This window comes from Microbacterium caowuchunii, from assembly GCF_008727755.1.
In the GTDB taxonomy this organism is placed as follows: domain Bacteria; phylum Actinomycetota; class Actinomycetes; order Actinomycetales; family Microbacteriaceae; genus Microbacterium; species Microbacterium caowuchunii.
Window position 1 is genome coordinate 3,189,368 of the sequence record NZ_CP044231.1, and the last position, 23,732, is coordinate 3,213,099.

Below are 23,732 nucleotides of genomic sequence, written 5' to 3' on the forward strand. Positions count from 1 at the left end.
CCCTCACCGAAGGAAACCGTATGACCAGGACCAAGATCGCGATCATCGGATCGGGAAACATCGGCACCGACCTGATGTTCAAAGTGATGCGCCTCTCCGAGACGCTCGAGGTCGGGATGCTCGTGGGCATCGACCCGGACTCCGACGGCCTCGCCCGTGCGGCACGTCTGGGCATCCCCACCACCGCCGAGGGCGTCGACGGCCTCATCGCCAGCGCCGGATTCGACGAGATCGAGATCGTCTTCGACGCGACGAGCGCGGGAGCCCACCGGGCGAACGCAGAGAAGCTGCTCCCCCTGGGGAAGAGGCTCGTCGACCTCACGCCGGCGGCGATCGGCCCCTACGTTGTCCCCGTCGTCAACCTCGACGACCACCCCGACGCCCAGGACGTCAACATGGTGACGTGCGGGGGCCAGGCGACGATCCCGATGGTCGCGGCGGTCAGCTCGGTCACCCCGGTGCACTATGCCGAGATCGTCGCCTCCATCGCCTCCAAGTCCGCGGGCCCGGGCACGCGCGCGAACATCGACGAGTTCACCGAGACGACCTCGAAGGCGATCGAAGAGGTCGGCGGTGCCGCACGCGGCAAGGCGATCATCGTGATGAACCCCGCCGAGCCCCCGATGATCATGCGCGACACCGTGCAGGTGCTCACCTCACGGCTGGACGAGCAGACGCGGGCCGCAATCGTCGCAGCCGTCGAGGCGCAGTGCGCGGCGGTCGCGGAATACGTTCCGGGCTACCGGCTGAAGCAGACCGTGCAATTCCTCGACCGGGGGACCGAAGCGGACACCCTGGTGCCGGCGGACCGGGTCCAGACCGGCGGCTACACGCAGGTGAGCGTTTTCCTCGAGGTGGAGGGAGCAGCCATGTACCTGCCCAGCTACGCCGGGAACCTCGACATCATGACCAGCGCCGCGTTGCGCACCGCCGAGCGGATGGCCGCTCGCACGGCGAAGGAGGCCGTCGCATGACGAAGATCTACCTGCAGGACGTCACCATCCGTGACGGGATGCACGCCATCCGGCACCAGTTGGACCCCCGCACGGCGGCCCGTATCGCCGCCGCACTCGACGCGGCCGGCGTCGACGCGATCGAAGTCGCCCACGGCGACGGCCTCTCCGGAAGCTCGCTCACCTACGGACCCGGCTCCCACAGCGACTGGGAGTGGATCGAGGCGGTCGCGGGGGTCGTGAAGAACGCGGTGCTGACGACGCTGCTGCTGCCCGGCATCGGCACCCTCCACGACCTGCGACGGGCGTTCGATCTGGGTGTGCGGTCGGTGCGCATCGCGACGCACTGCACGGAAGCGGACGTCTCCGCCCAGCACATCCAGGCCGCCCGGGAATGGGGCATGGATGTCTCGGGCTTCCTCATGATGTCGCACCTCAACGACCCCCAGAGCCTCGCCCAGCAGGCGAAGCTCATGGAGTCCTACGGGGCCAATTGCGTGTACGTCACCGATTCTGCGGGCCGGCTGACGATGGACGGGGTCCGGGAACGGGTGCGCGCCTACCGGGACGTCCTGCGCCCGGAGACCGAGATCGGCATCCACGCCCATCAGAACCTCTCGCTCGCGGTGGCCAACTCGGTGGTCGCGGTCGAGGAGGGCGCGTACCGCGTCGACGCCTCGCTGGCCGGTCACGGCGCGGGGGCCGGAAACACCCCCATCGAACCCTTCGTCGCGGTCGCGCGCCTCCAGGGCTGGGATGTCGCCGCCGACCTGTTCACGCTTCAGGATGCCGCCGACGACATCGTGCGTCCGCTGCACGACCGCCCCGTGCAGGTCGACCGGGAAACCCTCTCGCTGGGATACGCCGGCGCCTACTCGAGCTTCCTGCGGCACGCCGAACGCGCCGGCGAGATCTACGGACTGGACGCCAGGGACATCCTCGTCGAGGTCGGGAACCGCCGTCTCGTCGGCGGCCAGGAGGACATGATCACGGATATCTCGCTCGATCTCGTGGCGGCGCGCGCTGCCGTCTGATCCGCACGATCCGCGGTGCGCGGACGGCACCTCCGCCATCCGCGCACCGCAGTGCGCACCGCGCTCAGGCGTAGGTCTCGAGGCTCCGCAGCGGTGGCTGGGCGCCGAGGTGGGTGACCGCATCCGCGCCCACGGCACAGGCGGCCCGCAGAGCCCGCTCGGGTTCCCAGCCGGCGTGCAGTGCCAGCGTGAGCGCGGCGCAGAAGGCGTCCCCCGCTCCCACCGAGCTCACCGACCGCACGGCCGGAGCCGGGACGCGGACGATCTCGCGCCCGGCGCTCAGCAGTGCGGCACCGGCGGAGCCGTAGGTGACTGCGACGAGGGACGCCGCCGCCAGCTCCGGCAGCAGGGCGTACTCCGTCTCGTTCACGATGATCAGATCGGCGCGGGCGACCAGAGCGGCGGGCAACGACTGCGCCGGCGCGGCGTTGATCGCCAGATAGCCGGGGACGGTGGCGGCGAGCGCCTCCACCACGGGCAGCGGGATCTCGAGCTGCACCAGCACCGCCTCCTCCGCGCCGAACTCCGTGCCGTCCACCGTCACGTCCTGGTTCGCCCCCGGGCAGACCACGATCTGGTTCTCGCCGGCGTCGTCGACCGTGATGAGGGCGGTCCCGGTGGGCGAATCGACGACCCACACCCCACTCGCGTCCACACCGGCGTCGGTGAGGTTCTGCAGCATCCCCAGCCCGTCGGTGTCGTCGCCGACCGCGCCGACCATGCGGACCCGCCCGCCGAGCCGCGCAGCCGCGACCGCCTGGTTCGCGCCCTTGCCGCCGGCATCGCGACGCAGCGTCCCGCCCAGCACGGTCTCGCCCGCTCCGGGCAGGCGGACCACGGATGCCGTCACGTCGACGTTGATACTTCCCACCACGCACAGCGCGCCCAGATCAGATGCCATCCACCCATTCCACCACGCGGCGCGGGCGCGGACGGTGTCCCGTCATGCACCGGACACACGATGCCGCTATAACCGAAGGGGCCCGTACGCCGGGCGCCGGGACAACGGGGTCCACCGTCACGTCGACATCCGAGGAGCAGCATGACCACCCCCATCCCCGTCTATCTGGACTGCGACACCGGCATCGACGACACCGTCGCCCTGGCGTACCTGCTCGCCTCGCCCGCCGTCGAGGTGGTCGGCATCGGCACCGTGAGCGGCAACACCACGGCCGCGCAGGCAGCGCGCAACACCCTCGACCTGCTCCACCTCGCCGGGCACGACGGCATCCCGGTGGCCCTCGGTGCGCACGACCACCTGGACCACCCCTACGGCGGCGGTGCGGCGTGGGTGCACGGCGAGAACGGCATCGGCGACGTCGAGATCCCCCGCTCCCCGGCGGCGGTCGACACCCGGAGCGCGGCAGAGCTGCTGATCGACCTGTCGCACCGGTACGCGGGCCGGCTGCACGTCCTGACCATCGGGCCGATGACGAACATCGCGCACGCGCTGGAGCAGGACCCGACCCTGCCCTCCCGAGTCGCCGAGGTCACCGCCATGGGCGGAGCGGCCCTCGCGCCCGGCAACATCTCCCCGGCATCCGAGGCGAACGTGCACAACGACCCGCAGGCCGCTGCCGCGCTGATCGAGGCGGACTGGGATGTCACCCTCGTGCCGCTCGACGTGACGCTCGAACACACGCTGAGCGAGGAGCAGCGCGGGATGCTGCTCGCCGACGACCGCCCCTTCGTCCGCGCCGTGGGCGAGATCCTCGATCACTACTTCGACTTCTACGTCGCGACCTACGGCCGCCGCACCTGCGCCCTGCACGATCCCCTCGCCGCCGTGATCGCCGCAGGAGGGGTCTCCCCCACCCGCGCCCCCCGCGTCCCCGTCGTGGTGGACACGTCCTGGGGACCCGGACGCGGCCAGACCATCGCGGACCTGCGCGGGCAGCGCGTGGCGGCGCGGGACCACGAGGGGGTCCGCACCCGCGTCGTGCTGGAGGTGGATGCCCCCATCGGCGCCCACCTCGTGGAGACGATCCTCGCCCGCTAGGCCAGGGGTTCGGCCGGCGCCGGACCCACCGGGACGGGGCCCACCGGCGCCGGGGACGGGCCGCTGCCGCCCCGCCGGGGACGGGTGCCGGTGATCACGGCGCCCATGCTGGCCGCGATGACCAGGGCGATGCCGGCGATCTCGAGCACGTTCAGGTGCTGGCCGAGCAGCAGGAACCCGGCGATCGAGGCGGTGGCCGGCCCGAGGCTCATCATGATCGCGAAGACGGATGCCGCCAGCCTCCGCAGCGCCACGAGCTCCAGGGCATAGGGGATCGTCGAGGAGAGCATCGCGACCGCGAACCCCATCGCGAGGAGGTCCGGCTGGAGGAGCGCCGCCCCCGCATCCACGATCCCGAAGGGAAGTGAGAGCACCGCCCCGACCGCCATCGCGAGGGCGAGCCCGTCCAGACGGGGGAACTCCCGCCCGACGCGGGCGGAGGCGAGGATGTAGAACGCCCAGCTCGCAGCCGCCCCCAGGGCGAACAGGACGCCCAGCAGGTCGAGGCGGTCCCACCCGCCGCCGCCGAGGGCCGCCACGCCCGCGAACGCGATCACCGCCCACACCCAGGCCGAGGCCCGGCGCGCGGCCACGATGGACAGCACCAGGGGTCCCAGCACCTCGATCGTGACGGTGACGCCCAGCGGGAGACGCTCGAGCGCCAGGTAGAACAGTCCGTTCATCGTGGCGAGCACCACGCCGAAGCGCACGACGGCTCCCCACGCGGCCCGGGAGTGACCGCGCAGCGACGGCCGGGCGATCAGGAGGAGCACGACGGCGGCGAACAGGAGCCGCAGCATGACCATGCCGAGCGGGCCCACCTGCGGGAACAGCAGCACGGCGAGGGACGCACCCACCTCCTGGCAGGCGAGACCGACGAGCACGAAGACGACGGCGGGTCCCGCCACCGTGCGGGTCACGACTCGGGCAGCGGGCAGACCGCGGCGGCGGCGATCGCGTCGTGGTACTGCTGGGCGGTCCAGGGCAGACCGGCGTCCGGAGCGGTCTCCCCGCTCGCGGCAGGCGCCTTGGACGCGATGGAGGCGAGCTCCCAGGCCAGGTAGGCCCCGACGAGGTCGGATGCGGCCGAGTTGTTCAGCACGACGGCGACCGTCATCCCGGTCGCGGGGTCGGCGAAGGCGGCACTGATGTAGCCGGGCACCGAGCCGAACTGCCCGATCAAGGAGCCTGCCTGGACCGCCCCGCCGGCCGTGGTCAGCCAGGAGGGCAGATCGGCGGCGAGCGCGTGCGGCGAGCCGAACCGGTCGACGCCGTCGGGCAGGAGCGCACCGGTGGCGAGCGCCTGCGTGTACCGGCCGACGTCCGTGATCGTGGAGACCACTCCGCCGTTGGTGAAACCGATGCTGGCGGACAGCTCGGTGATGTCACGGGGTTCGGCGCAGTTCAGCGCGCCGTCCTCACCGGGCTCGGACAGGTAGCCGCGCAGCACGGGGTCGCCGGCGGGCGCCGCCTCGCGGCCCGGGAGCCGGGTGGCCTCGAGACCCAGCGGGTCGAACACCTTGTCCGCGAGCAGGCTCGCGGCGGACTGCTTCACGGCGTTCTGCAGGGCGATCCCGAGCAGGACGTAGCCGGTGTCGGAGTCGCGCCAGGTCTGGCCCACAGCGGCCTCGTCCTGGCCGACGGTGCCGTACGCGACGAGTTCGTTGGGGTTCCAGCGGCGGGTCGGGACCTCCAGCCACTTCTGCTGCAGCATCGGCGTGTACGACCCGAATCCGCTCGTCCCGTCGCAGAGCATCCCGAGGGTGACGTCGGAGAGGCCGGCGACGCTCGGCACGAGGTCGCGCACCCGGTCGTCGAGGGAGACGACGCCCTCGCCGACCATCGAGTAGAGCACGTCGCAGGTCATCGGACGGGTGAGGTCGGACACGCGGAAGACGTCCTCCGCGGATGCTTCGCCGACCCCGGACACCCAGGAGCCGCTCCACGGGGACCAGACGCCGACCACGGCGCCGGTGGACCCGGTGGCCGCCATCGCGAAGTTCACGGCCGATTCCAGCTGGGCCTGCGTCTCCTCGGGGAACGCCCCGTCGACCTGCGCGGGGAGGTCCAGTTCGATCCACGGATCGGCCCCGCATCCGGTGATGGAGAGCACGACGACGGCCGCGCCCGCCAAGGATGCGGCGACGCGTCGTCTGAGACCCGAGCGTTTCGGCATGCACACCCCCGTGATCGTGCTCCAGCATTCAAACACACGCAGGTCACAACACCGTCACGACGCTCTCTAGGCTGGGAGGATGGCGCACACGTTCGACGATGAGACCCTGGCCGGCGTGCTGGGGCACATGAACTCCGACCACACGGATGACAACATCCTGATCGCGCAGGCTTTCGGCGCCGATCCGGCACCGGTGTCGGCCACGATGACGGGGTTCGATGGCGACGGCGGAGACTGGGCGGTCACAAGCGCCGAGGGCGCGACCACGACGCTGCGCGTCCCGTGGCCGGGCGGCTCGATCACGGAGCGCCGCGAGGTGCGCCGGGAAGTGGTCGCACTGTACGACGCGGCCTGCGCTCGGCTGGGCGTCGAACCGCGGCCGCACTGACCCGCGGGGCCTGGACCGCCCTTCGGAACACGTGAGTAAGGTTCCGCTTAGCTGAAGGTATAGTAAGCGGCATGAGCGACCCGATCAGCTTCTCCACCGCCCTGCGCGAGCGTTCCAGCGGCGCGCACTCCGGCAGCGAAGGCGCCGGCTTCATGTCGGACCTGATGAAGGGCGAGGGCACCCGCGAGGACTACATCGCCCTCGTCGTGCAGCACTGGTTCATCTACGAGGCGCTGGAAGGCGCCGCCGAGCGGATGCGTCAGGACCCGATCGCGGCCGTGTTCATCGACGACAAGCTGACCCGCCTGCCCGCCCTCGAAGCGGACCTCGAGTTCCTCATCGGCCCGGACTGGCGCGAGCAGATCGAGCCGCTGCCCACGACCCGCCGCTACGTGGAGCGGATCAACCAGGTGGGGGCGACCTGGCCGGGCGGTTTCGTCGCGCACCACTACACCCGGTACCTGGGCGACCTCTCCGGCGGCCAGTTCATCGGCAAACTCATGCAGCGCCTGTTCGGATTCGACACCAATGGGATCGGCTTCTACATCTTCGGCGACATCGCGGACCCGAAGGCGTTCAAGGACTACTACCGCGAGCAGCTCGACGCCGCCCCCTGGGACGAGGCCGAGAAGGAGCGCGTGATCGACGAGGTCCTGGTCGCCTACCAGTTCAACACCGACCTGTTCGAGGACCTCTCCCGGGCGAAGGCCGCCGCCGTCGCCTGACACCCGCTTGCCGTCATCGCCCGCCGCGCCCGTCGCAGCGGGCGATGACGCGTTTCAGGATGCGGCGCCGCGCGCGCTCCGCATGAACCGCTCGACGTCGGGGTCGACCCGGACATCGGATGGACGCAGCGGCCGCGAGAGGTACAGCCCGTCCAGCGAGGTCAGCCGGGAGAGCGCGACGTAGGTCTGACCGGGTGCGAAGGCACCGGACCCCAGGTCGACCACGGCGCGGTCGTACGTCTTGCCCTGCGACTTGTGGATCGTCACCGCCCACGCCAGGCGCAGGGGGAACTGGGTGAACTCGGCGACGATCTCCCGGCTGAGCGAGCGCGTCGCGGGGTTGTAGGCGTACCGGAAGCGCTCCCAGACGGCCGGCTCGACGTCGTGCTCCCGCCCGTCGATCTCCACCCGTACCGTCCCGCCGGTGATCCTCACGACCGTCCCGATCGTTCCGTTGACCCACCGGGCGGTCTCGCCGAAGGGCTGGCTGTCGTTGCGCAGGAACATCACCTGCGCGCCGACCTTCAGTTGCAGCTCGGCATCCGCCGGGTGTCCGGCATCCCCGCGGCCGAAGTCGCCGTTGATCTCCGCCTGCGCCGTCTGCGCCCGCCCGGGAAGGGCGTCCAGATGCCGCCGGTTGATCGCGTTGACGCGGTCGTTGCGGGTCGCGAGCGTGATGATCGGGGGCTCGTCGCCGGTCGCCGCGGGAGGCGTCCGGGCGCCGGTGTCGTTCAGGATCTTCGCCATGTCGGCGGTCACGTGCCCGTGGCGCACGGCGTTCAGCAGTGCCTTGAAGCCGGGGTCGGACTGGCGGTGGATGTCGCGCAGCTCCCGGACGTGCAACTGGGCGCCGAACCGGCCGAGATCCACGAGGCCGTCGCCGGTGGGCTCGCCGGCCCAGACGTGGGCGTCGAAGAACCAGAACGAGCGGTAGTGGTCGCGCACGTAGCGCAGCTCGTCCCCGCGGGGCGGCACCGGGGCCAGCTGGTAGGGGTCGCCGAACATGATGACCTGGACGCCGCCGAAGGGTTCCGAGCGCCGTCCCCGCGCCTGGCGCAGCGACCGGTCGATCCCGTCCATCAGGTCCGCGTTGACCATCGAGATCTCATCGATCACGAGCGTGTCGATGGCGTTCAGGATCTTCCGCGTCGCGTCGTTCTGGTCGAGGTCGCTCCCGGCGATCAGACCGATGGGGAGGCGGAAAAGGGAGTGGATCGTCTGGCCCTCGACGTTCAGCGCGGCGACCCCGGTCGGCGCGCATACGGCGATCTGCTTGCTGGTGTTCCTGGCCAGGTGCTGGAGGAGCGTGGACTTCCCGGTCCCGGCGCGGCCGGTGACGAACACGTGCTCCCGGGTGTCCTCGATGAGCCGGTAGAGCGCCTCCTGCTCGGCGGAGAGAGGCGGGGTGTTCACCAGACCATGCTAGGCGGCGCGACTGCCGTACGGCGCACCCGTGCACAGGGTTGTCGCCCTGGATGGCGGCTCCCCGGGTTCTTGCGGGGAGGTTTCCTAGACTGACCGGGTGGGAGTCGCATCGGCGGAAGTGGGGGGACGCCGTCGCGCGCGCCTGGCCGTCGACCTGAGCATCCTCGCGGTGATCGGGGTGCTGCTGGTGAGCTCGTTCGGCGCGGCCGCGGCCGTGCTCTACCGGGAGTTCTACAGCCCCTCCGCGTTCGTCATGCGCTACCTGAGCATGCTCGAGTCGGGGCGTGCTGCCGACGCGCTCGCGATGCCCGGCGTCGCGCTCGACCGGGCGGAGCTGGAGGCCGTCGGCCTTCCGCCCACCGCATCCGACGCTCTGCTGCGCAGCGCGGCACTCGGGTCGCTGACGGACGCGACCGTCGTCGAGGAACGGGTCGACGGCGCCTACACGGTCGTCACCGCCACCTATGTCGCCGGTGGGCACCAGGGGACCACCCGGTTCCGCGTCGTCTCGGACGGGCTCCTGGGCGTCGCTCCCACCTGGCGCTTCGCGCAGAGCCCGCTGGCCGTCATGAACCTCACCGTGCTGGGTTCGATGACCTTCGACGTCAACTCCTTCGTGCTGGACAAGCGCCAGGTGTCGCCCGACGGCATGGATGCGGATCCCGTGGCACCGCTGTCCATGCTGGTGTTCTCACCCGGCCTTTACTCCGTCTCCGTGGACACCCCGATGGCCACGACGCCGGGGATCGCGGTGCTCTCGGACGCCCCGATGGTCAACGTGCCGGTCCAGGTCCAGGCGGAGCCCACGGAGGAGTTCGTCGCCGTCGTGCAGGAGCGCGTCGAGGAGTTCCTGACCGCCTGCACGACGCAGCAGGTGCTCCAGCCCACCGGCTGCCCGTTCGGATACGTGGTGCGCAACCGCGTCGAGGAGCTCCCCACCTGGACGATCGTGCAGCAGCCCGAGGTGACGATCGTCCCGGACGGTGCCGGCTGGCGCATCCCGGACACCCAGGCCACCGCGCACATCGACCTGCAGGTGCGCTCGATCTCGGACGGCACCCTGCGCCCGGTCTCGGAGGACGTGCCCTTCCTCCTCCATGGCACGATCATGGTGCTGCCCGACGGCACCGCCTCGATCCAGCTGGGCGGGCTCGACGTCCGCTGAGGCTCAGCGGCCGGCCCGGGCGTCCTTCTCCGCCATAGCGGCGAGGCGTGCGTTGTAGGCCTCCAGCTCGGCATCCCCGGTGCGATCCGCGTGCCGGTCCTGGCTGCGCTGCAGCCGGTCGTCGCTGCGGCTCCACTGGATGGCGACCGTGACGCCCAGGATGAGCGCCGGGATCTCGCCGATCGACCAGGCGGCGCCGCCGCCGATGTACTGGTCCTCGATCGGGGTGGGGCCCCAGGTGCGGCCCATGGCGCCGAACCACTCGGCCGCGAACAGGCCGGTCTGCATCATGATCGCGACGCCGAAGAAGGCATGGATGGCGATCACACCGCCCAGCGTCAGCAGCCGGAACGGATAGGGGAAGCGGTACGGGACCGGGTCGATGCCGATCAGCGAGAGCACGAACAGGTACCCGGTGATGAGGAAGTGGACCGTCATCCACTCGTGCCCCAGGTGGTCGTACAGCGACCACCTGAACAGGTCCGTGTAGTAGAAGATCCACAGCGATGCGACGAAGTTCGCCGCCGCGAACAGCGGATGCGTGACGACCTTCGCGAACGGCGTGTGGACGGCCCACATGATCCACTCGCGGCCGCCGCGCGTGCCGTCGTCGCGCTTGCGGATGGTGCGCAGCGCCAGCGTCACCGGGGAGCCGGGCACCAGGAGGAGCGGGATCGCCATCGTCAGCAGCATGTGGCCGACCATGTGCACGCTGAACAGGTAGTCCTGGTAGGCGTTGACCGGACCGCAGGTCACCCACAGCAGCAGCAGCATGCCGAGGACCCAGAGCACGGTGCGGTACACCGGCCAGCGATCGCCGCGGCGGTGCAGGCGCCAGACGCCGGCGAGGTAGAAGAACAGGCCGAATCCGACCACGAACGCCCAGATGAGGTCGACGTTCCACGCCGTGAACCAGCGGTCGAAGGTCAGCTCCGGCGGCACCGGGGCGTCTGTCAGCTGCTCCGCGGGCGTGCGCACGAAGGCGGGTGCGGTCTCGGAGGGCGGGGCGGTGCGGGCGAGTGCGGCCGCCGCACCGCTCGCGATGCCCATCAGGGCCAATTCCACCGTGACCAGGATCCAGAAGTGCCGGGATGCCGCATCCGCCGCCATCCGGCCGATCAGCCGAAGCCGGTACCAGGCGCCGAACAGCCCCATCCCGAGCAGGGCGGCGACCTTCACCAGGAGGATGCCGCCGTAGGGCGTGAGCAGCGACGGCAGGTCCCCGACGGCGACCGTCGCCCGGACGGTGCCCGAGATCGCGACCACCACGAACGCCGCCAGCGCGATCGCCGAGTAGCGCCGCAGGATCGCGATCATCGGGGCCCGGTCGGTGACCGGACGGATCACGATCAGCAGGAGCAGGCCGCCCAGCCACACCGCCGCGGCGATGATGTGGATCACGAGCGACACCATCGCGATGTCGTGGTTGGCGAGGTCGCCGGAGTGGCCCTGGGTGCCCATCGGCACGAGGGCGGCCGCGGCGAGGAGCGCGACGATGAGGGTGGGCGTCCAGGACCGCACGGCGAAGGCGAGCACCGTGATGACGGCGCCGGCGATCGTGGTGATGAGCCAGGTGCGGCCGAGCTCGGTGTCCACCAGGAAACGCCCCAGCTGATCACCGAAGACGGCATCAGCGCTGGGGGCGGCGTTGAAGACGTTGACGAAGGTGAAGAAGCCCGTCACGGCGGAGCCGATCGTGAAGACGGCCGCCGAGACCGAGGCGGTGTCGAGCGCCAGGTCGAAAGAGCGTTCGCCGGTCTTCAGCGCGAACAGGGCGAGCACGAGGGCGCCCAGCATCCCCGCGGCGGCGATGTTCACGACGAGTTTGACGATCGGGAGGCCCCAGCGCACGACCGGCCCGGCGTCGGCGATGACGAGCGGCGCCGCTCCGCCACCGAACAGCAGTGCGGCCACCAGGGTCGCGAAGGCGGCGGCGAGCAGGATCACCGGACCCGCGATGCGCAGGATGCGGGAGGCGTCGCCGCGCCCGGAGGCCTCGCGCAGCGCGCGGGCGCCCTGGGGGGTGGCCGTGGGGATCACCCTTCCAGCCTAGGCGGATACGAAGAGGGGGGATGCCTCGCGGCATCCCCCCTCTCAGGTCGTTCGTCGATTACTTGACGGCGGCCTTCAGCTTCGAACCGGCGGTGACCTTCACGCGCTTGCCCGCGGGGATCTGGATCTCCGCACCGGTCTGGGGGTTGCGGCCGGTGCGAGCGGAGGTCTCGACCTGCTCGAACGCGATCCAGCCCGGGATGGAGACCTTGGAGCCCTTGGCGACGGCCTCGGAGACCGTGGAGAAGAGGGAGTCGAGCACGCTCGAGACGGCGGACTGGCTCTGGCCCGTGGCGCTGGCGATGCTCGCGACGAGCTCGGTCTTGGTGATGGACTTGTCGGCCATGTGGTTGTCCTCCAGGCGGCGAGTTCGCCGCTGCTTGACTTCGGCCCGGGGTGAAATCCGGGGTTGGTCGGATCGACCGTGCTCGAATATACCGACGTTCCCCGGGAAACCGCGGATTTCCGGGGTTTTCGACCCAGAGATGACGGCGTGTCACCCCGCGGGACCCGAAACCGCCCCTCCCCGCCCCTCCCCGCCCTCTCCCCGTCCCTCCCCGTCCCTCCCCGTCCCTTTCCCGCGAGACTGCATACGCAGCACGAAACAGCGGCTGGTTACGTCCGTTTCGTGCCGTGCGTGCAGTCTCGCGGGAGGAATGGCCCGGATGCCGGGGGGCGGGAACGCGGAAGGCCCGGAGTTCCGAGGAACTCCGGGCCTTCCGGTGATGCGGGTGCTTACCAGGACGACTTGGTCACACCGGGCAGCTCGCCACGGTGCGCCATGTCACGGAAGCGGACACGCGAGATGCCGAACTTCGTGAGGACACCGCGGGGGCGGCCGTCGATGACGTCGCGCGAACGGACGCGCACGGGCGATGCGTTGCGGGGCAGCTTCTGCAGGCCCACGCGGGCGGCTTCGCGCTCTTCGTCGGTCGAGGTCGGCGAGACGAGCGCCTTCTTCAGCTCCGCGCGCTTGGCGGCGTAGCGCTCGACGATGACCTTGCGCTGCTCGTTGCGCGCGATCTTGCTCTTCTTAGCCATGGGATCAGCGCTCCTCTCGGAATTCGACGTGCTTGCGGACCACCGGGTCGTACTTCTTCAGCACGATGCGGTCGGGGTTGTTGCGGCGGTTCTTGCGCGTCACGTAGGTGTACCCCGTGCCGGCGGTCGAACGCAGCTTGATGATCGGACGGACGTCCTGAGCCTTCTTCGCCATTAGAGCTTCACACCCTTCGCGAGGAGGTCCTTGACCACGGACTCGATGCCACGTGCATCGATGACCTTGATGCCCTTGGCCGAGACGTTGAGCTTGATGTTACGACCCAGCGACGGGACGAAGTAGGTCTTCTTCTGCACGTTCGGGTCGAAGCGGCGCTTCGTCCGGCGGTGCGAGTGCGAGATGTTGTGACCGAAGCCGGGAACCGCTCCAGTCACCTGGCACACTGCTGCCATGGTGATGTCTCCTTCTGTACCGTGAAACCGGACGGCTTCACCCAAGATCCCTTGTCTGCGCCCAGCTCTGACCGGGTCGTTTCCGACCTGAAGGAGAGGGATGGACACGTACTACGCGCTGGAGTGCGCGCAGACAAGGGATCAGTCTAGCATCTCCGGGTGTGTCGATGACCCAGCGCCCGGGGCGACACCGGAGCGCGGTCCGTCCAGCGGGTGTCCGATGCGGATCCGCCGCTCCGGATCCCAGTGCTCGGCGGTGGCACGCAGCCGTTCCGTCGCCTCGCCGTACAGCTCCTCGGCGGGTTGCGGGTCGTCGGCGAAGTTCTTCACGCCCACCGCGGACGCGTACGGCGCCATGCGGCCGGTGATCGCGGATGCGGCAGCGCGGACGGGCCCCTCCGCCTCCGGCGACGGCACGATGCCCACCGCGTAGACCACCCCGGCACCCGAGATCGACGAGACCGCGCCGCCGTCGGCGCGTCCGGGCGTCAGCATCCCGCCCAGGTGTCGCAGCTCGATCGACAGCAGCGCATCCGAGGAGGGTGCCAGCGCGGCGTCCAGCAGCGCATCGACCGTCTCCGCGGTGACCTCCCGGACGACGGTGCTCTCGCCGTACGCGGGGCTGGGCTGATCGGGATCGCCGTGCACGGTGGCGAGCTTCGCGGGGCTCATCGTACGGACGGAGTCGATCTCCGGCGCCAGGTCCCGCAGCGGCTCGAGGAGCGCCGCCGCCGCCTCCGCGTCGCCCTGGATCGCCACCTCGACGCCGACGAAGGCCCGGCCGCGGAGGGGCTCGGGGATCTCCGGGATCGGCGGGTAACGGAGCACCCGGACCAGCGAGGTCACGGCGTCCGGCACCGAGCCGATCCATTCCCGCCACGCGTGCGCGATCTCCCGGGCTCGCTCCAGTGGCCAGAGGAATCCCCCCGCCCTGACCTGGTCGATCGGGTAGAGCTGCAGCTCGAGCGCCGTCACGACGACGGGCGCAACGCCGCCGCGCGCGGCCCAGAACAGGTCGGCGTGCCGGGCATGGTCGACCCGCAGCGGACGTCCGCGCGCGTCCACGACGTCGAGGGAGCGGATGCTGTTGGCCGCCAGTCCGTGGGAGCGGGCGAGCCATCCGAGACCACCGCCGAGGCTGAACCCCGCCACCCCGACGGAAGGCGCCATCCCTGCCACCGCGGCGAGGCCGTATCCGGCGGCCGCCTCGACGACGTCGGACCACACCGCGCCGGCGCCGACGCGGACGCGTTCGGTCTCCGGATCGATGTCGATGGCGTCGAGCGCGCCCGTCCGCAACAGGATCGTGTCCCGCATCGAGGGGATCGTGCCGCCGGCGTGCCCGGTTCCCTGCGGCGCGACGGCGAGATCCAGTCGGCGGGCCGCCACCACGGTCGCGATCACGTCCTGCTCGTCCGCCGCGATCACCACGGCCGCCGGCTGCTGATCCGCCAGGAGCTGCCAGGCCCCCCGCGCGTCATCCCAGTCCGGGTCACCGGGCAGCACCAGACGACCGGCCAGTTGCTCCCCGAGGCGCTCGATGCGCTCACCGGAGGGAGCAGCACCCGACGCAGGCGACGCGGAATCGGACGGGGTCATGGAGTCCTCCTTCAGGAGAGATCGGAAGGGCGGGCGGCGGGACGGGCCTCCGCCGCCGCGGTTCCCTCCCCCACTTTCCCGCGCCGGACGCCCGGGCACCAGACCCCGTCCTGCGCGGACGCTCAGACCTCGGTGGCTCCCCTGCCCGGGCGGAACGGCGACACGGTCTCGTCACCCGGGATCCAGAACCGCCATGGGAACGCGGACGTCCCGGCCACCCCGGCGACCCCCACGCGCGGTCCGGTCGCGATCAGTGGCGGCGGCGCGACCGCCAGCAGCAGCCGCGCACGCGCACCGGCGAGTTCGGCGCCGGTGACGGCGTCGATCCCGTCGTGGACGGGATGCCGCAGGCCCGACGCGTCCCCGAGCCGGCCCGGCCCCCGCGCGAGGTCCCGGGGAGCGCGCACGACACCGCGCACGAGACGGCGGCGAAGTGCCGTCTCCGCGCCGTCGATCACCTCGCCCGCACGCAGCAGGACACCACCGGCCAGCCCTTCCGGCGCACACACCACGTTGACGCAGGAGTGGATGCCGTGGCTCAGGTAGACGTACAGATGCCCGGGCTCGCCCCACATGGTGGCGTTGCGCGCGGTGCGGCCCATCCGGGCGTGGGAGCCCGGGTCCGCCACCTCGCCGGTGCCGCGTCCGTGGTACGCCTCCACCTCGGTGATGCGCAGGACCACCCGCTCGCCGGCGACCACCGTCTCCAGGTGCGCGTCGAGCAGGCGCGGCGCGACCTCGAGCGGCAGGGCAGTGAGGTCGTCGCGAGTGGCCGGCACGTGCGCGGTCATCGGATCGGCACCTGGCACCAGGAGATGTCGAACGCCTCGAGGCTGGAGATCTCCGCACCGTCGTCCAGGTCGATGATGTGGGTCTCCACCCGCCCGGGGAGCGGCAGGTCGTAGGACGTGTCGTACGGGTTGCCGGCCGCATCCGGCTGCACGAGCGCGGCCGCGTACCTGCCGGACGGCGAGACGCAGGTCTGGAGGAGCGCGGAGGTGCCCTGCACCGCGAAGACGGGGGTCGCCGCCCCGTCCGGCGCGACCCGGTAGAGCGTCGTCCCGCCTCCTGCCGCGCCCGCCGGTTCGGTGAACTGCCGCAGTGTCTCGCCGCCGGTCAGCGGCACCACGCTGCTCAGGAATCCGCTCGCACCGGTCGCCTCGACCAGCGGGGTCTCGGAGGCATCGGTCAGGTCGACCTGGAAGAGGCCGTCCGCGCGCAGCACGATCGCGGTCGCGGATCCGCGGGCTATCCCCTCCAGCTGCGCCGCCGCGCCGAGGTCGACGGGGTCCGCCCCGGCAGACGCGGTCAGCAGCAGCCTGCCGTCGAAGGTGAGCAGCAGCAGGCTGTCCGTGTCCGGGACGAAACGCCACTGCGCGACGCTCACCGGCTCACCGGCGACCTCGACGGCGGCCGGCTCGGCATCCGCCGCGGCATCCGCGAGCGAAGCGATGTAGAGCACGCTGCCGCGCGCGCCGGGGGCGGACATGTCCGGGTCCGTGTAGGTGTAGCCGATCGCCTCCCCCCGGTCCGCGGTCTGCAGGTCCTGCACGGCCCCCGGCCCGGGCAGGGTCAGCGAGCGCGCACCGTCGCCGCCGGTGTCGGTGACGATGAGTCCGGGTGCGCCGTCGTCGTCCTTGACCGACATGACCAGGTGCTGCGCGGTGGCGCGGAAGTCCTCGATGTGCGGATGCGTGAACACCGGCACCGCATCCTCGCCGGACAGGCCCGTCCGGAACACGGTGTCCCCGTCCTGCCCGCGCTGCAGCAGGAAGACCTCGAGCGCCGGGGTGCGGAAGGTCTCCCGGAACGTCGACGAGACCTGCCCGCCGACCGCCGTCACATCGTCGATCGTGACGGTGTACTCGGTGTCGTCGCGGAGCGGCAGCGTGAAACGGATGCCGACGCTGCGCCCCGAGGTCTCCACCCGCACCTCCGCGTCCGGGCTCACCCGCACCTGCTCGGGCCGCACCTCGGCGAGGGACTGGTTGGCGGTCAGGATCAGCCGGGACCCGGATGCGGACACCGCCGCCTCGGGGTCGAACTGCACCTGGGTGATCCGCGGTCCCTGCACGGCGCCGGCGACGGCCGCCGCCGTGCCGATGAAGGCGAGGACCCCCACGACGGCGGCGAACGACAGCAGGTACGTCCGCATGCGGCGGCGGAGCGTCCGCGTCCGCCGCGAGGTGCCCTCAGTACTCATACGGGTCCGCGGGTTCGTCGATCGGGGTGACGGTGCTCGCCACGATGGCGAGGTCACCGGACCCGACGCTCCGGACCGTCCCGGTGACCTCCACCCACTGACCCGCGTCGGGGACGGTCTGGTCACCGGTCACGGTGATGCTGGCGGGCTGCGCGTCGATCACGCAGTGCGTGATCACGAGACGCGACAGATCGAAGGCGCCGTCGGCGTCCTTGCTGACGAACCCCGTGAGCGTGACCGGGCTGCCGTCGAAGGCCTCCGGGTTGGTCGCCGTGGCGAACACGCTCGCCCAGTCCCCCACGCCGAACTCGGCCGTGTCGCCGGAGGCCGCGAGGGTGATCGTGTCGGAACCGGTGAACAGCGGAGGTGCACCCACGTCGCGGGACGCGGCGAGCTCCGCCGACAACGACGCCGGCGGCATCACCAGCATCCCCACGACGATGCCGGATGCGAGCACCCCGCCGGCGGCCGTCGCGATCCGGCCGGCCGACAGCGGTCGCCGGGCGGCGTCCGCGTGGTCGTGCCCGGCGCCGCCGTGGTCGTGATCATGGCCGTGGTCGGCCTCCTCGCCCAGCGGGACGAGGCAGCTGAGCACGGTTCCGACGAGCACGAGCACCGCCATCCCGACGGCGAACCACGCACCGTCCGGGTTGATGTACAGCGCGATGCGCCCGGTGACCGCCAGCACCACGGTGATGACGGCGACGGATGCGGCGAGGCCGACGCCCAGCCAGCGGGTCCCGATCCAGCGCGCTCTAGACAAGGAGGTTCACCGCCGTTCCGAGGGCGAAGGCGAACAGGAGCACGACGGCCACGATCCCGGCGAGCGCGCGGGTAGTGAAGGTCGTGCGCAGCAGCGCGATCATCTTCACGTCCACGAGGGGTCCGGTAACCAGGAACGCCACCAGCGATCCGGGCGTGAAGGTCGAGGCGAAGGACAGCGCGAAGAACGCATCCACGTTCGAGCAGATGGCCACCACCATGGCCAGCGCCATCATCGCGACGATCGAGAGCACCGGGTTCGACCCGATGGCCAGCAGGGCATCACGAGGCACGAGCACCTGCACGGCGCCGGCGAGGGCGGATCCGATCACCAGGGCCGGCATCACGGCGCGCAGCTCGACGATGAACTGGGCGAGGCTGCGACGACCGCGGCCGCCGGGCTCGTCGGTGACGATGGCGCAGGCGTCGCGGAAGCGGTCGGTGAGCAGGGCGTCCGGCGACGGGTGCCGGCTGTACAGCCAGCCGATCAGGTTGGCGACGGCGTAACCGCCCAGGAGCCGGGCGACGAGGATGCCGTCGCTGAAGCCGAACGCCTGATGGGTGGTGATGATCACGATGGGGTTCACGATCGGCGCGGCGATGAGGAAGGTCATCGTCTCCGAGACGGTGAACCCGCGCATGAGCAGTCCCCGCGCGAACGGCACGTTGCCGCACTCGCACACCGGGACGACCATGCCGAGCAAGGACAGCACCATCCGTCGCGCCCATGCCCGTCGCGGCAGCCATCTCTCCAGCCACCCCGCCGGCACCCACACCTGGACCAGGATCGACAGTCCCACGCCCAGCGCGACGAACGGCAGGGATTCGATCAGCACGCTCAGCGCCAGCGTCATCCCGTCCTGGAGACGGGTCGGGACGTCTCCGGGCAGGAGTGCCGGGGCGAGGAGATCGACGAGGACGAGCGCGACGACCAGCGCGATGCCGATGCTCAGCGCGACGAGGGTGCGGTTCCCGTGCGGGCGCACCCGCGACGTCGCGGAGCGCACGCGTCCCGGGTCAGTGCGTGTCACGCTCTTTCGCCCGGGTCGCTGCGCACCGCGCGCAGTAGCCGAAGATGTCGACGATGTGCTCAGCCTCGGTGAACCCGTTCGCGGCCGCGGTGCGGTGCGCCCACTGCTCGACCTCGGATGCCTCGATCTCGACGGTCAGTCCGCAGGAGCGGCAGATCAGGTGGTGGTGGTGCGTGCTGGTCAGGCACGCGCGGTAGAGGTTCTCCCCCTCCGGGCTCTGCAGCGAGTCGGCGTCCCCCTGCGCGGCGAGACCGGCGAGGGCGCGGTAGACGGTGGCCAGGCCGATGCCCGTGTTCTCCTCGCGCAGACGCGCGTGGAGCGACTGCGCGCTCACGAAGCCCTGCACGTCCGAGAGGGCCTCGCGGACGCGCTCACGCTGCCAGGTGTTGCGCTGAGCCATGGCCGGGAGTCTACCGGCGGCGCCTGGCAGGCGACCGGACGGCGCCGCTCATACCGCGCGGGTCACCCGGTCGCGTCGGGACCCGACGAGCCGGCAGACGAGATAGATGGCGAAGGAGATCGTCGTGATGAAGGGGCTCACCGGGAGGGTGCCGGCGATGGCGAGCAGGATGCCGCCGACCGCCGAGAGGACCCCGAACCCCGCTGCCAGCAACGGCACGGCGAGCGGGCCGGTGGAGACCCGCATGGCCGCGGCGGCGGGGGTGACCAGGAGCGCCATCACGAGGAGGGCCCCGATGATGTGCACCGCGACGGCGACGATCAGGCCCAGCAGCAGCATGAAGCCGAACGACACCCACACGGTGGGGATCCCCCGTGCCGCGGCGGACTGCGGGTCGAGCGAGTCGAACCGCAGCGGGCGCCAGATCATCAGCAGCCCGACCAGCACGATGGCGCTGATGACGATGAGCATCCCGAGCTGCCCGGACTGCACGGACACGATCTGCCCGGTCAGCAGGCTGAACCGGTTGGCGCTGCGTCCGCTGTACAGGGACAGGAAGAGGATCCCGAGACCCAGGCCGAACGGCATGAGCACGCCGATGATCGAGTTGCGGTCCCGGGCCCGGGCGCCGAGCCATCCGATGAGCCCGGCGGCGATGATCGATCCCACGATCGAGCCGGTGACGACGTCGAAGCCGAACAGCAGAGCCGCCGCCGCCCCCGCGAAGGAGAGCTCGCTGATGCCGTGCACCGCGAAGGCCATGTCCCGCTGCAGCACGAACACCCCGATGAGCCCACCGACGATGCCGAGCACCGCTCCCGCCCAGACGGAGTTCTGCACCAGGGCGAGGATGTCGCCGTACTGTGCCGCGCCGCCGAACAGCGCGTCGGAGATGTCGTCCCAGTTCACTCGTGCGCCTCGTGGTGGTGGTGGCTCTCCTCGGCATCCGGCGCCCCGACCACGACCAGGCGTCCGCCGGCGCGGAGGACGTGCACGGGGGCCTGGTAGAGGTCGCTCAGCACGCGGGAGTTGAGCACGTCGTCGGGAACGCCGAGGGTGAACGCACCGTTGGCGAGGTACAGGATGCGGTCGACCGCGGACAGCACCGGGTTGATGTCGTGGGTGACCAGCAGGACGCCGGCGCCCGTCTCGCGGCGGTGCCGGTCGATCAGACCCACGACGGCCTGCTGGTTGGCGAGGTCGAGGCTCGTCAGGGGTTCGTCGCAGAGGAGCAGGCGGGGATCGTCCGCGAGCGCCTGCCCGACGCGGAGGCGCTGCTGCTCTCCGCCGGACAGCTCTCCCACGGGTCGGTCCGCGAACCCTTCCGCCCCGACCGCCTCGACGAGTTCGTCGACCCGTGCCCGGTCGCCGCGACGGGGCCAGGGAGGTCCGAACCGGTGGCCGTTGACGCCGAGGGCCACGAGATCCCGCCCGCGCATGGAGGTGTCCCGCGGCAGCGGTCGCTGCTGGGGGATGTACCCGATGTGCCGGTTGCCCGCGCGGTGCACCGGCTCGCCGAGGGCGACGATGCGTCCGGCGCTCAACCGGTCGAGACCGAGGATGGCGCGCAGCAGCGTCGTCTTGCCCGCGCCGCTCGGACCCAGCACCGCGATGAGCTCACCGGGCGCCACGGTGAGATCCAGCCCGCTCCAGAGCTCCCGCCCGTCGCGTCGCAGGGTCGCCGAGGTGATGACGAGCGGGTCGCCCGCCGTCACGACGCGAGTGCTCCGGCGAGCTCCTCGATGTTCTGCTGCATCCACGGGATGTAAGTCTGTCCCTCCGGAAGCGTTTCCGTGAACTCCAGCACCGGAATGTCCGCCGCCGCGGCGGCGTCGATGAGCTGCGTGGTCTCCGCTCCCCCGGTCTGGGCGTTGGCGATCACCACCCGGACATCGCCGGAGCGGACCGCCTCGAGAGCGGCGAGCAGCGTCGCGGGCGCGACGTCCTGTCCCTCTTCGACGGCCTCGCTGAACGCCGCCGGGGTGACATCGACGAGCCCGGCCGCGGCCACCAGGTAGCCGGGGGCGGGTTCGGTGACGAAGACCCGCTCGCCCGCGTGTGCGGCCTCGATCTCGGCGAGGGCGGCCTCGAGCCCCTCGAGCTCGGCGATGAAGGCCTGCGCATTGGCCTCGATGGCGTCGGCGTCGTCCGGCAGCTGCACGCTGAGCTGGGCCGCGATCGCCTCGGCGACGTGCTCGATCGTGTGCGGGTCGTACCAGACGTGCTCGTTGAACCCCTCGATGTGGGTGTGCCCGTGCTCGTCCTCGTCGTGGGCGTGCTCGTCGTCGGCGTGGTCGTCGTCTGCGTGTGCGTCGTCTGCGTGTGCGTCGTCTGCGTGTGCGTCGTCTGCGTGTGCGTCGTCTGCGTGTGCGTCGTCTGCGTGTGCGTCGTCGTCCGCACCCGGCCAGTCGTGCGCGTACTCGACAGCGCTGATCACGGGGGCGTCGGTGCCGCCGGCCTCGATCAGGGCGTCCATGAAGGCGTCGTACCCGCCGCCGTTCTCGATCAGGAGATCGGCGCGCTGGACGGTGAGCTGATCCGCGGCGGTGGGCTCGTAGCCGTGCGGGTCCTGCGCGGCCGAGGTGATGATCGCGGTGACCTCTGCGGCGTCGCCGGCGATCGCCTCGGCGATCTGACCGTAGACGTCGGTCGAGGCGACGATCGTGAACGCGTCGGCGTCCCCGGCGGGATCGGCGGTCGCGGAGGAACAGCCGGCCAGAGCCAGGACGGACGCGGCGGCGAGCGCGGGCAGGACGAGGCGGGGGGTTCGGGACATGGTCACAGCCTAAGGCTAATGATAATGATTCTCAAAACCGACCGGACGCCTCCGGCTCGGGAGCTACTCCACGAGGAGCGCGGGCTCCTCGAGGACCGCCGCCACATCCGCGATGAACCGGCTCATCCCGTCGCCGTCGATCACCCGGTGATCGAACGATCCCGAAACGGTGGTGACCCAGCGCGGGCGCACCTCGCCGTCCACGACCCACGGCTTCTGCCGGATGGCGCCCATCGCGACGATGCCCGACTCCCCCGGGTTGATGATCGGGGTTCCGGCATCCATTCCGAACACCCCGATATTGGTGATCGTGATGGTGCCGTTCTGCTGGTCGGCGGGCGACGTCTTGCCCTCGCGCGCCGTGAGCGTGAGTCGCTCGAGGGCCTTGGCGAGGTCGCGCATGCTGAGCGTATGCGCGTCCTTGATGTTCGGTACCAGCAGCCCGCGCGGAGTGGCCGCGGCGATGCCGAGGTTCACGAAGTGGCGCACCCGGATCTCGGCACTGCCGTCCTCGAGGTCGATCCACGCGGCGTTGATCATGGGGGTGCGCCGCGCCGCCCAGAGCACGGCGCGCGCGACGATCAGCAGCGGCGAGATCTTGACATCGGCGTAGTCCGGCGAGCTCTTCAGCCGCTTGACGAGCTCCATGGTGCGGGTGGCGTCGACATCCGTCCACACGGAGACGTGCGGGGCGGAGTAGGCCGAACGCACCATGGCGCTCGAGGTCGCCTTGCGCACGCCCTTGACCGGGATGGCCTCCTCGCGATCCCCCGCGGGCGCCACCGTGTCGCGGGGCGACGTGGACGGGGCCTGGAACGGCGGGGCGACGGCGGATGCGGCGATCTCCGGCGCGACCGAGATGGTCTCCTCCCGGACCTCCGGCCACTCCGGCGTCTCGATGTTGCGGAAGACGCTCGCCTGCGAGGCGTGGCGCACGACGTCCTCGCGCGTCACCTCCCCCGCGGGACCGGTCGGGGTCACCGTGGCGAGGTCCACGTCGAGGTCGCGGGCGAGCTTGCGGATGGGGGGCTTGGCGACGACGCCGACGGAGGTCGCCACCGGACGCTCGGCGGGCTTCCGCCGGCGGGAGGTGGTGTGGCCCGCGGCGCCGTAGCCGACGAGCACCGAGCCGGAGCCCTCCGGTTCGGCCGGCGCGGCCGGTTCCGCCGGCGCGCTCCCGGATGCGGCGTCCGCATCCGCGATCGTGATGATGGCGGCCCCGACGTCGACCGTGCTGCCCTCCTCCACCAGGAGGTCCCCGACGACGCCCGCGAACGGCGAGGGGAGCTCGACGAGCGACTTGGCCGTCTCGATCTCGACGAGGACGTCGTTGACGGCGACCTGATCGCCGGGGGCGACCCGCCACGACACGATCTCCGCCTCGGTCAGTCCCTCGCCGACGTCGGGGAGGTGGAAGGTCTGGTTGCTCATGCGAGTTCCTTTCGCGGGGTGCCTCATCCGCGAGACTGCACGGTGGCCACGAGACTGCGCGGATCACGCGCTGTCTCGTGGTGGGGATGCGGTCTCGCGGTCATTGGCGGCGGGGACGAGCGGTCGGGACGGATCCGGAGGCGGTCAGGAGGCGGTCGGGG

The 23,732-nt window shown here is 71.2% G+C and carries 25 protein-coding genes; 6 read left to right on the forward strand and 19 right to left on the reverse strand.

All coding sequences use genetic code 11. The features are described from left to right. The first annotated feature begins 20 nt into the window (after window positions 1-20). Both F6J84_RS14970 and dmpG read left to right on the forward strand, forming a co-directional pair. Complete coding sequence (locus tag F6J84_RS14970) at window positions 21-974, forward strand: acetaldehyde dehydrogenase (acetylating) (protein WP_150974551.1); 954 nt, start codon at window positions 21-23, stop codon at window positions 972-974. Continuing rightward, on the forward strand, window positions 971-1,987 hold the full coding sequence (gene dmpG, locus F6J84_RS14975) for a 4-hydroxy-2-oxovalerate aldolase (protein WP_150974552.1): 1,017 nt from the start codon (window positions 971-973) through the stop codon (window positions 1,985-1,987). The genes F6J84_RS14970 and dmpG overlap by 4 nt, the downstream gene beginning before the upstream one ends. Before the next feature lie 64 nt (window positions 1,988-2,051). On the opposite strand, the gene F6J84_RS14980 is transcribed toward dmpG, so the two are convergent. Continuing rightward, a complete protein-coding gene (locus tag F6J84_RS14980; protein ID WP_150974553.1) occupies window positions 2,052-2,888 on the reverse strand; it encodes a ribokinase in 837 nt (278 codons plus the stop codon). Between the two features lie 141 nt (window positions 2,889-3,029). Here F6J84_RS14980 and F6J84_RS14985 point away from each other — a divergent pair, with 141 nt between their 5' ends. Beyond that, the gene (locus F6J84_RS14985; protein ID WP_150974554.1) at window positions 3,030-3,986 is read left to right on the forward strand and encodes a nucleoside hydrolase; all 957 of its coding nucleotides are present in this window, start codon (window positions 3,030-3,032) and stop codon (window positions 3,984-3,986) included. Here the strand turns inward: F6J84_RS14985 and F6J84_RS14990 are convergent. Next, a complete protein-coding gene (locus tag F6J84_RS14990; RefSeq protein WP_150974555.1) occupies window positions 3,983-4,906 on the reverse strand; it encodes an EamA family transporter in 924 nt (307 codons plus the stop codon). The genes F6J84_RS14985 and F6J84_RS14990 overlap by 4 nt on opposite strands. Next, complete coding sequence (locus F6J84_RS14995; RefSeq protein WP_150974556.1) at window positions 4,903-6,162, reverse strand: serine hydrolase domain-containing protein; 1,260 nt, start codon at window positions 6,160-6,162, stop codon at window positions 4,903-4,905. Before F6J84_RS14995 ends, F6J84_RS14990 begins: the two co-directional genes overlap by 4 nt. A gap of 79 nt (window positions 6,163-6,241) precedes the next feature. Here F6J84_RS14995 and F6J84_RS15000 point away from each other — a divergent pair, with 79 nt between their 5' ends. Then, window positions 6,242-6,550, forward strand: a complete 309-nt coding sequence (locus F6J84_RS15000) for a DUF2470 domain-containing protein (RefSeq protein WP_150974557.1) — start codon at window positions 6,242-6,244, stop codon at window positions 6,548-6,550. A gap of 71 nt (window positions 6,551-6,621) precedes the next feature. Further along, window positions 6,622-7,275 carry a biliverdin-producing heme oxygenase gene (locus F6J84_RS15005; RefSeq protein WP_150974558.1) on the forward strand — a complete coding sequence of 218 codons (654 nt, stop codon included), beginning with the start codon at window positions 6,622-6,624 and terminating at the stop codon, window positions 7,273-7,275. A gap of 54 nt (window positions 7,276-7,329) precedes the next feature. Here the strand turns inward: F6J84_RS15005 and F6J84_RS15010 are convergent, their stop codons facing one another. Next, entirely contained in the window at window positions 7,330-8,688 is a 1,359-nt protein-coding gene (locus tag F6J84_RS15010; protein ID WP_150974559.1) for an ATP-dependent DNA helicase, read from the reverse strand. A 109-nt stretch (window positions 8,689-8,797) separates the two neighbouring features. Here F6J84_RS15010 and F6J84_RS15015 point away from each other — a divergent pair, with 109 nt between their 5' ends. Continuing rightward, window positions 8,798-9,865: a hypothetical protein gene (locus F6J84_RS15015; RefSeq protein ID WP_238702534.1), complete on the forward strand. Its 1,068-nt coding sequence runs from the start codon at window positions 8,798-8,800 to the stop codon at window positions 9,863-9,865. A 3-nt stretch (window positions 9,866-9,868) separates the two neighbouring features. Here the strand turns inward: F6J84_RS15015 and F6J84_RS15020 are convergent, their stop codons facing one another. The 15 genes from F6J84_RS15020 to F6J84_RS15090 form a co-directional block, all read right to left on the reverse strand. Continuing rightward, on the reverse strand, window positions 9,869-11,812 hold the full coding sequence (locus F6J84_RS15020; RefSeq protein ID WP_202980502.1) for a bifunctional copper resistance protein CopD/cytochrome c oxidase assembly protein: 1,944 nt from the start codon (window positions 11,810-11,812) through the stop codon (window positions 9,869-9,871). Between the two features lie 163 nt (window positions 11,813-11,975). Then, the gene (locus F6J84_RS15025; RefSeq protein ID WP_047543944.1) at window positions 11,976-12,263 is read right to left on the reverse strand and encodes an HU family DNA-binding protein; all 288 of its coding nucleotides are present in this window, start codon (window positions 12,261-12,263) and stop codon (window positions 11,976-11,978) included. A 389-nt stretch (window positions 12,264-12,652) separates the two neighbouring features. Next, window positions 12,653-12,958, reverse strand: a complete 306-nt coding sequence (rpsN, locus tag F6J84_RS15030) for a 30S ribosomal protein S14 (RefSeq protein ID WP_150892735.1) — start codon at window positions 12,956-12,958, stop codon at window positions 12,653-12,655. Window positions 12,959-12,962: 4 nt separating this feature from the next. Continuing rightward, a complete protein-coding gene (gene rpmG / locus F6J84_RS15035) occupies window positions 12,963-13,133 on the reverse strand; it encodes a 50S ribosomal protein L33 (protein WP_029145259.1) in 171 nt (56 codons plus the stop codon). Then, window positions 13,133-13,369 carry a 50S ribosomal protein L28 gene (rpmB, locus tag F6J84_RS15040; protein WP_019180468.1) on the reverse strand — a complete coding sequence of 79 codons (237 nt, stop codon included), beginning with the start codon at window positions 13,367-13,369 and terminating at the stop codon, window positions 13,133-13,135. Before rpmB ends, rpmG begins: the two co-directional genes overlap by 1 nt. Before the next feature lie 141 nt (window positions 13,370-13,510). After that, on the reverse strand, window positions 13,511-14,968 hold the full coding sequence (locus F6J84_RS15045) for an FAD-binding oxidoreductase (RefSeq protein ID WP_150974560.1): 1,458 nt from the start codon (window positions 14,966-14,968) through the stop codon (window positions 13,511-13,513). 122 nt (window positions 14,969-15,090) lie between these two features. Then, complete coding sequence (locus F6J84_RS15050) at window positions 15,091-15,759, reverse strand: DNA-3-methyladenine glycosylase (protein WP_150974561.1); 669 nt, start codon at window positions 15,757-15,759, stop codon at window positions 15,091-15,093. Continuing rightward, on the reverse strand, window positions 15,756-17,123 hold the full coding sequence (locus tag F6J84_RS15055; protein ID WP_238702535.1) for a hypothetical protein: 1,368 nt from the start codon (window positions 17,121-17,123) through the stop codon (window positions 15,756-15,758). Before F6J84_RS15055 ends, F6J84_RS15050 begins: the two co-directional genes overlap by 4 nt. Window positions 17,124-17,160: 37 nt before the next feature. Then, window positions 17,161-17,934: a TIGR03943 family putative permease subunit gene (locus F6J84_RS15060; protein ID WP_150974563.1), complete on the reverse strand. Its 774-nt coding sequence runs from the start codon at window positions 17,932-17,934 to the stop codon at window positions 17,161-17,163. Further along, window positions 17,927-18,964 (reverse strand): permease, encoded by a 1,038-nt coding sequence (locus F6J84_RS15065; protein ID WP_191905702.1) that lies wholly within the window; start codon window positions 18,962-18,964, stop codon window positions 17,927-17,929. Before F6J84_RS15065 ends, F6J84_RS15060 begins: the two co-directional genes overlap by 8 nt. After that, the gene (locus F6J84_RS15070; RefSeq protein WP_150974564.1) at window positions 18,951-19,364 is read right to left on the reverse strand and encodes a Fur family transcriptional regulator; all 414 of its coding nucleotides are present in this window, start codon (window positions 19,362-19,364) and stop codon (window positions 18,951-18,953) included. The genes F6J84_RS15065 and F6J84_RS15070 overlap by 14 nt, the downstream gene beginning before the upstream one ends. 48 nt (window positions 19,365-19,412) lie before the next feature. Beyond that, window positions 19,413-20,273 carry a metal ABC transporter permease gene (locus tag F6J84_RS15075; RefSeq protein ID WP_150892742.1) on the reverse strand — a complete coding sequence of 287 codons (861 nt, stop codon included), beginning with the start codon at window positions 20,271-20,273 and terminating at the stop codon, window positions 19,413-19,415. Beyond that, window positions 20,270-21,079: a metal ABC transporter ATP-binding protein gene (locus F6J84_RS15080; RefSeq protein WP_150974565.1), complete on the reverse strand. Its 810-nt coding sequence runs from the start codon at window positions 21,077-21,079 to the stop codon at window positions 20,270-20,272. Before F6J84_RS15080 ends, F6J84_RS15075 begins: the two co-directional genes overlap by 4 nt. Then, complete coding sequence (locus F6J84_RS15085; RefSeq protein WP_150974566.1) at window positions 21,076-22,140, reverse strand: metal ABC transporter solute-binding protein, Zn/Mn family; 1,065 nt, start codon at window positions 22,138-22,140, stop codon at window positions 21,076-21,078. The genes F6J84_RS15080 and F6J84_RS15085 overlap by 4 nt, the downstream gene beginning before the upstream one ends. A gap of 63 nt (window positions 22,141-22,203) precedes the next feature. Continuing rightward, a complete protein-coding gene (locus F6J84_RS15090) occupies window positions 22,204-23,571 on the reverse strand; it encodes a dihydrolipoamide acetyltransferase family protein (RefSeq protein ID WP_150974567.1) in 1,368 nt (455 codons plus the stop codon). Window positions 23,572-23,732 lie beyond the last annotated feature (161 nt).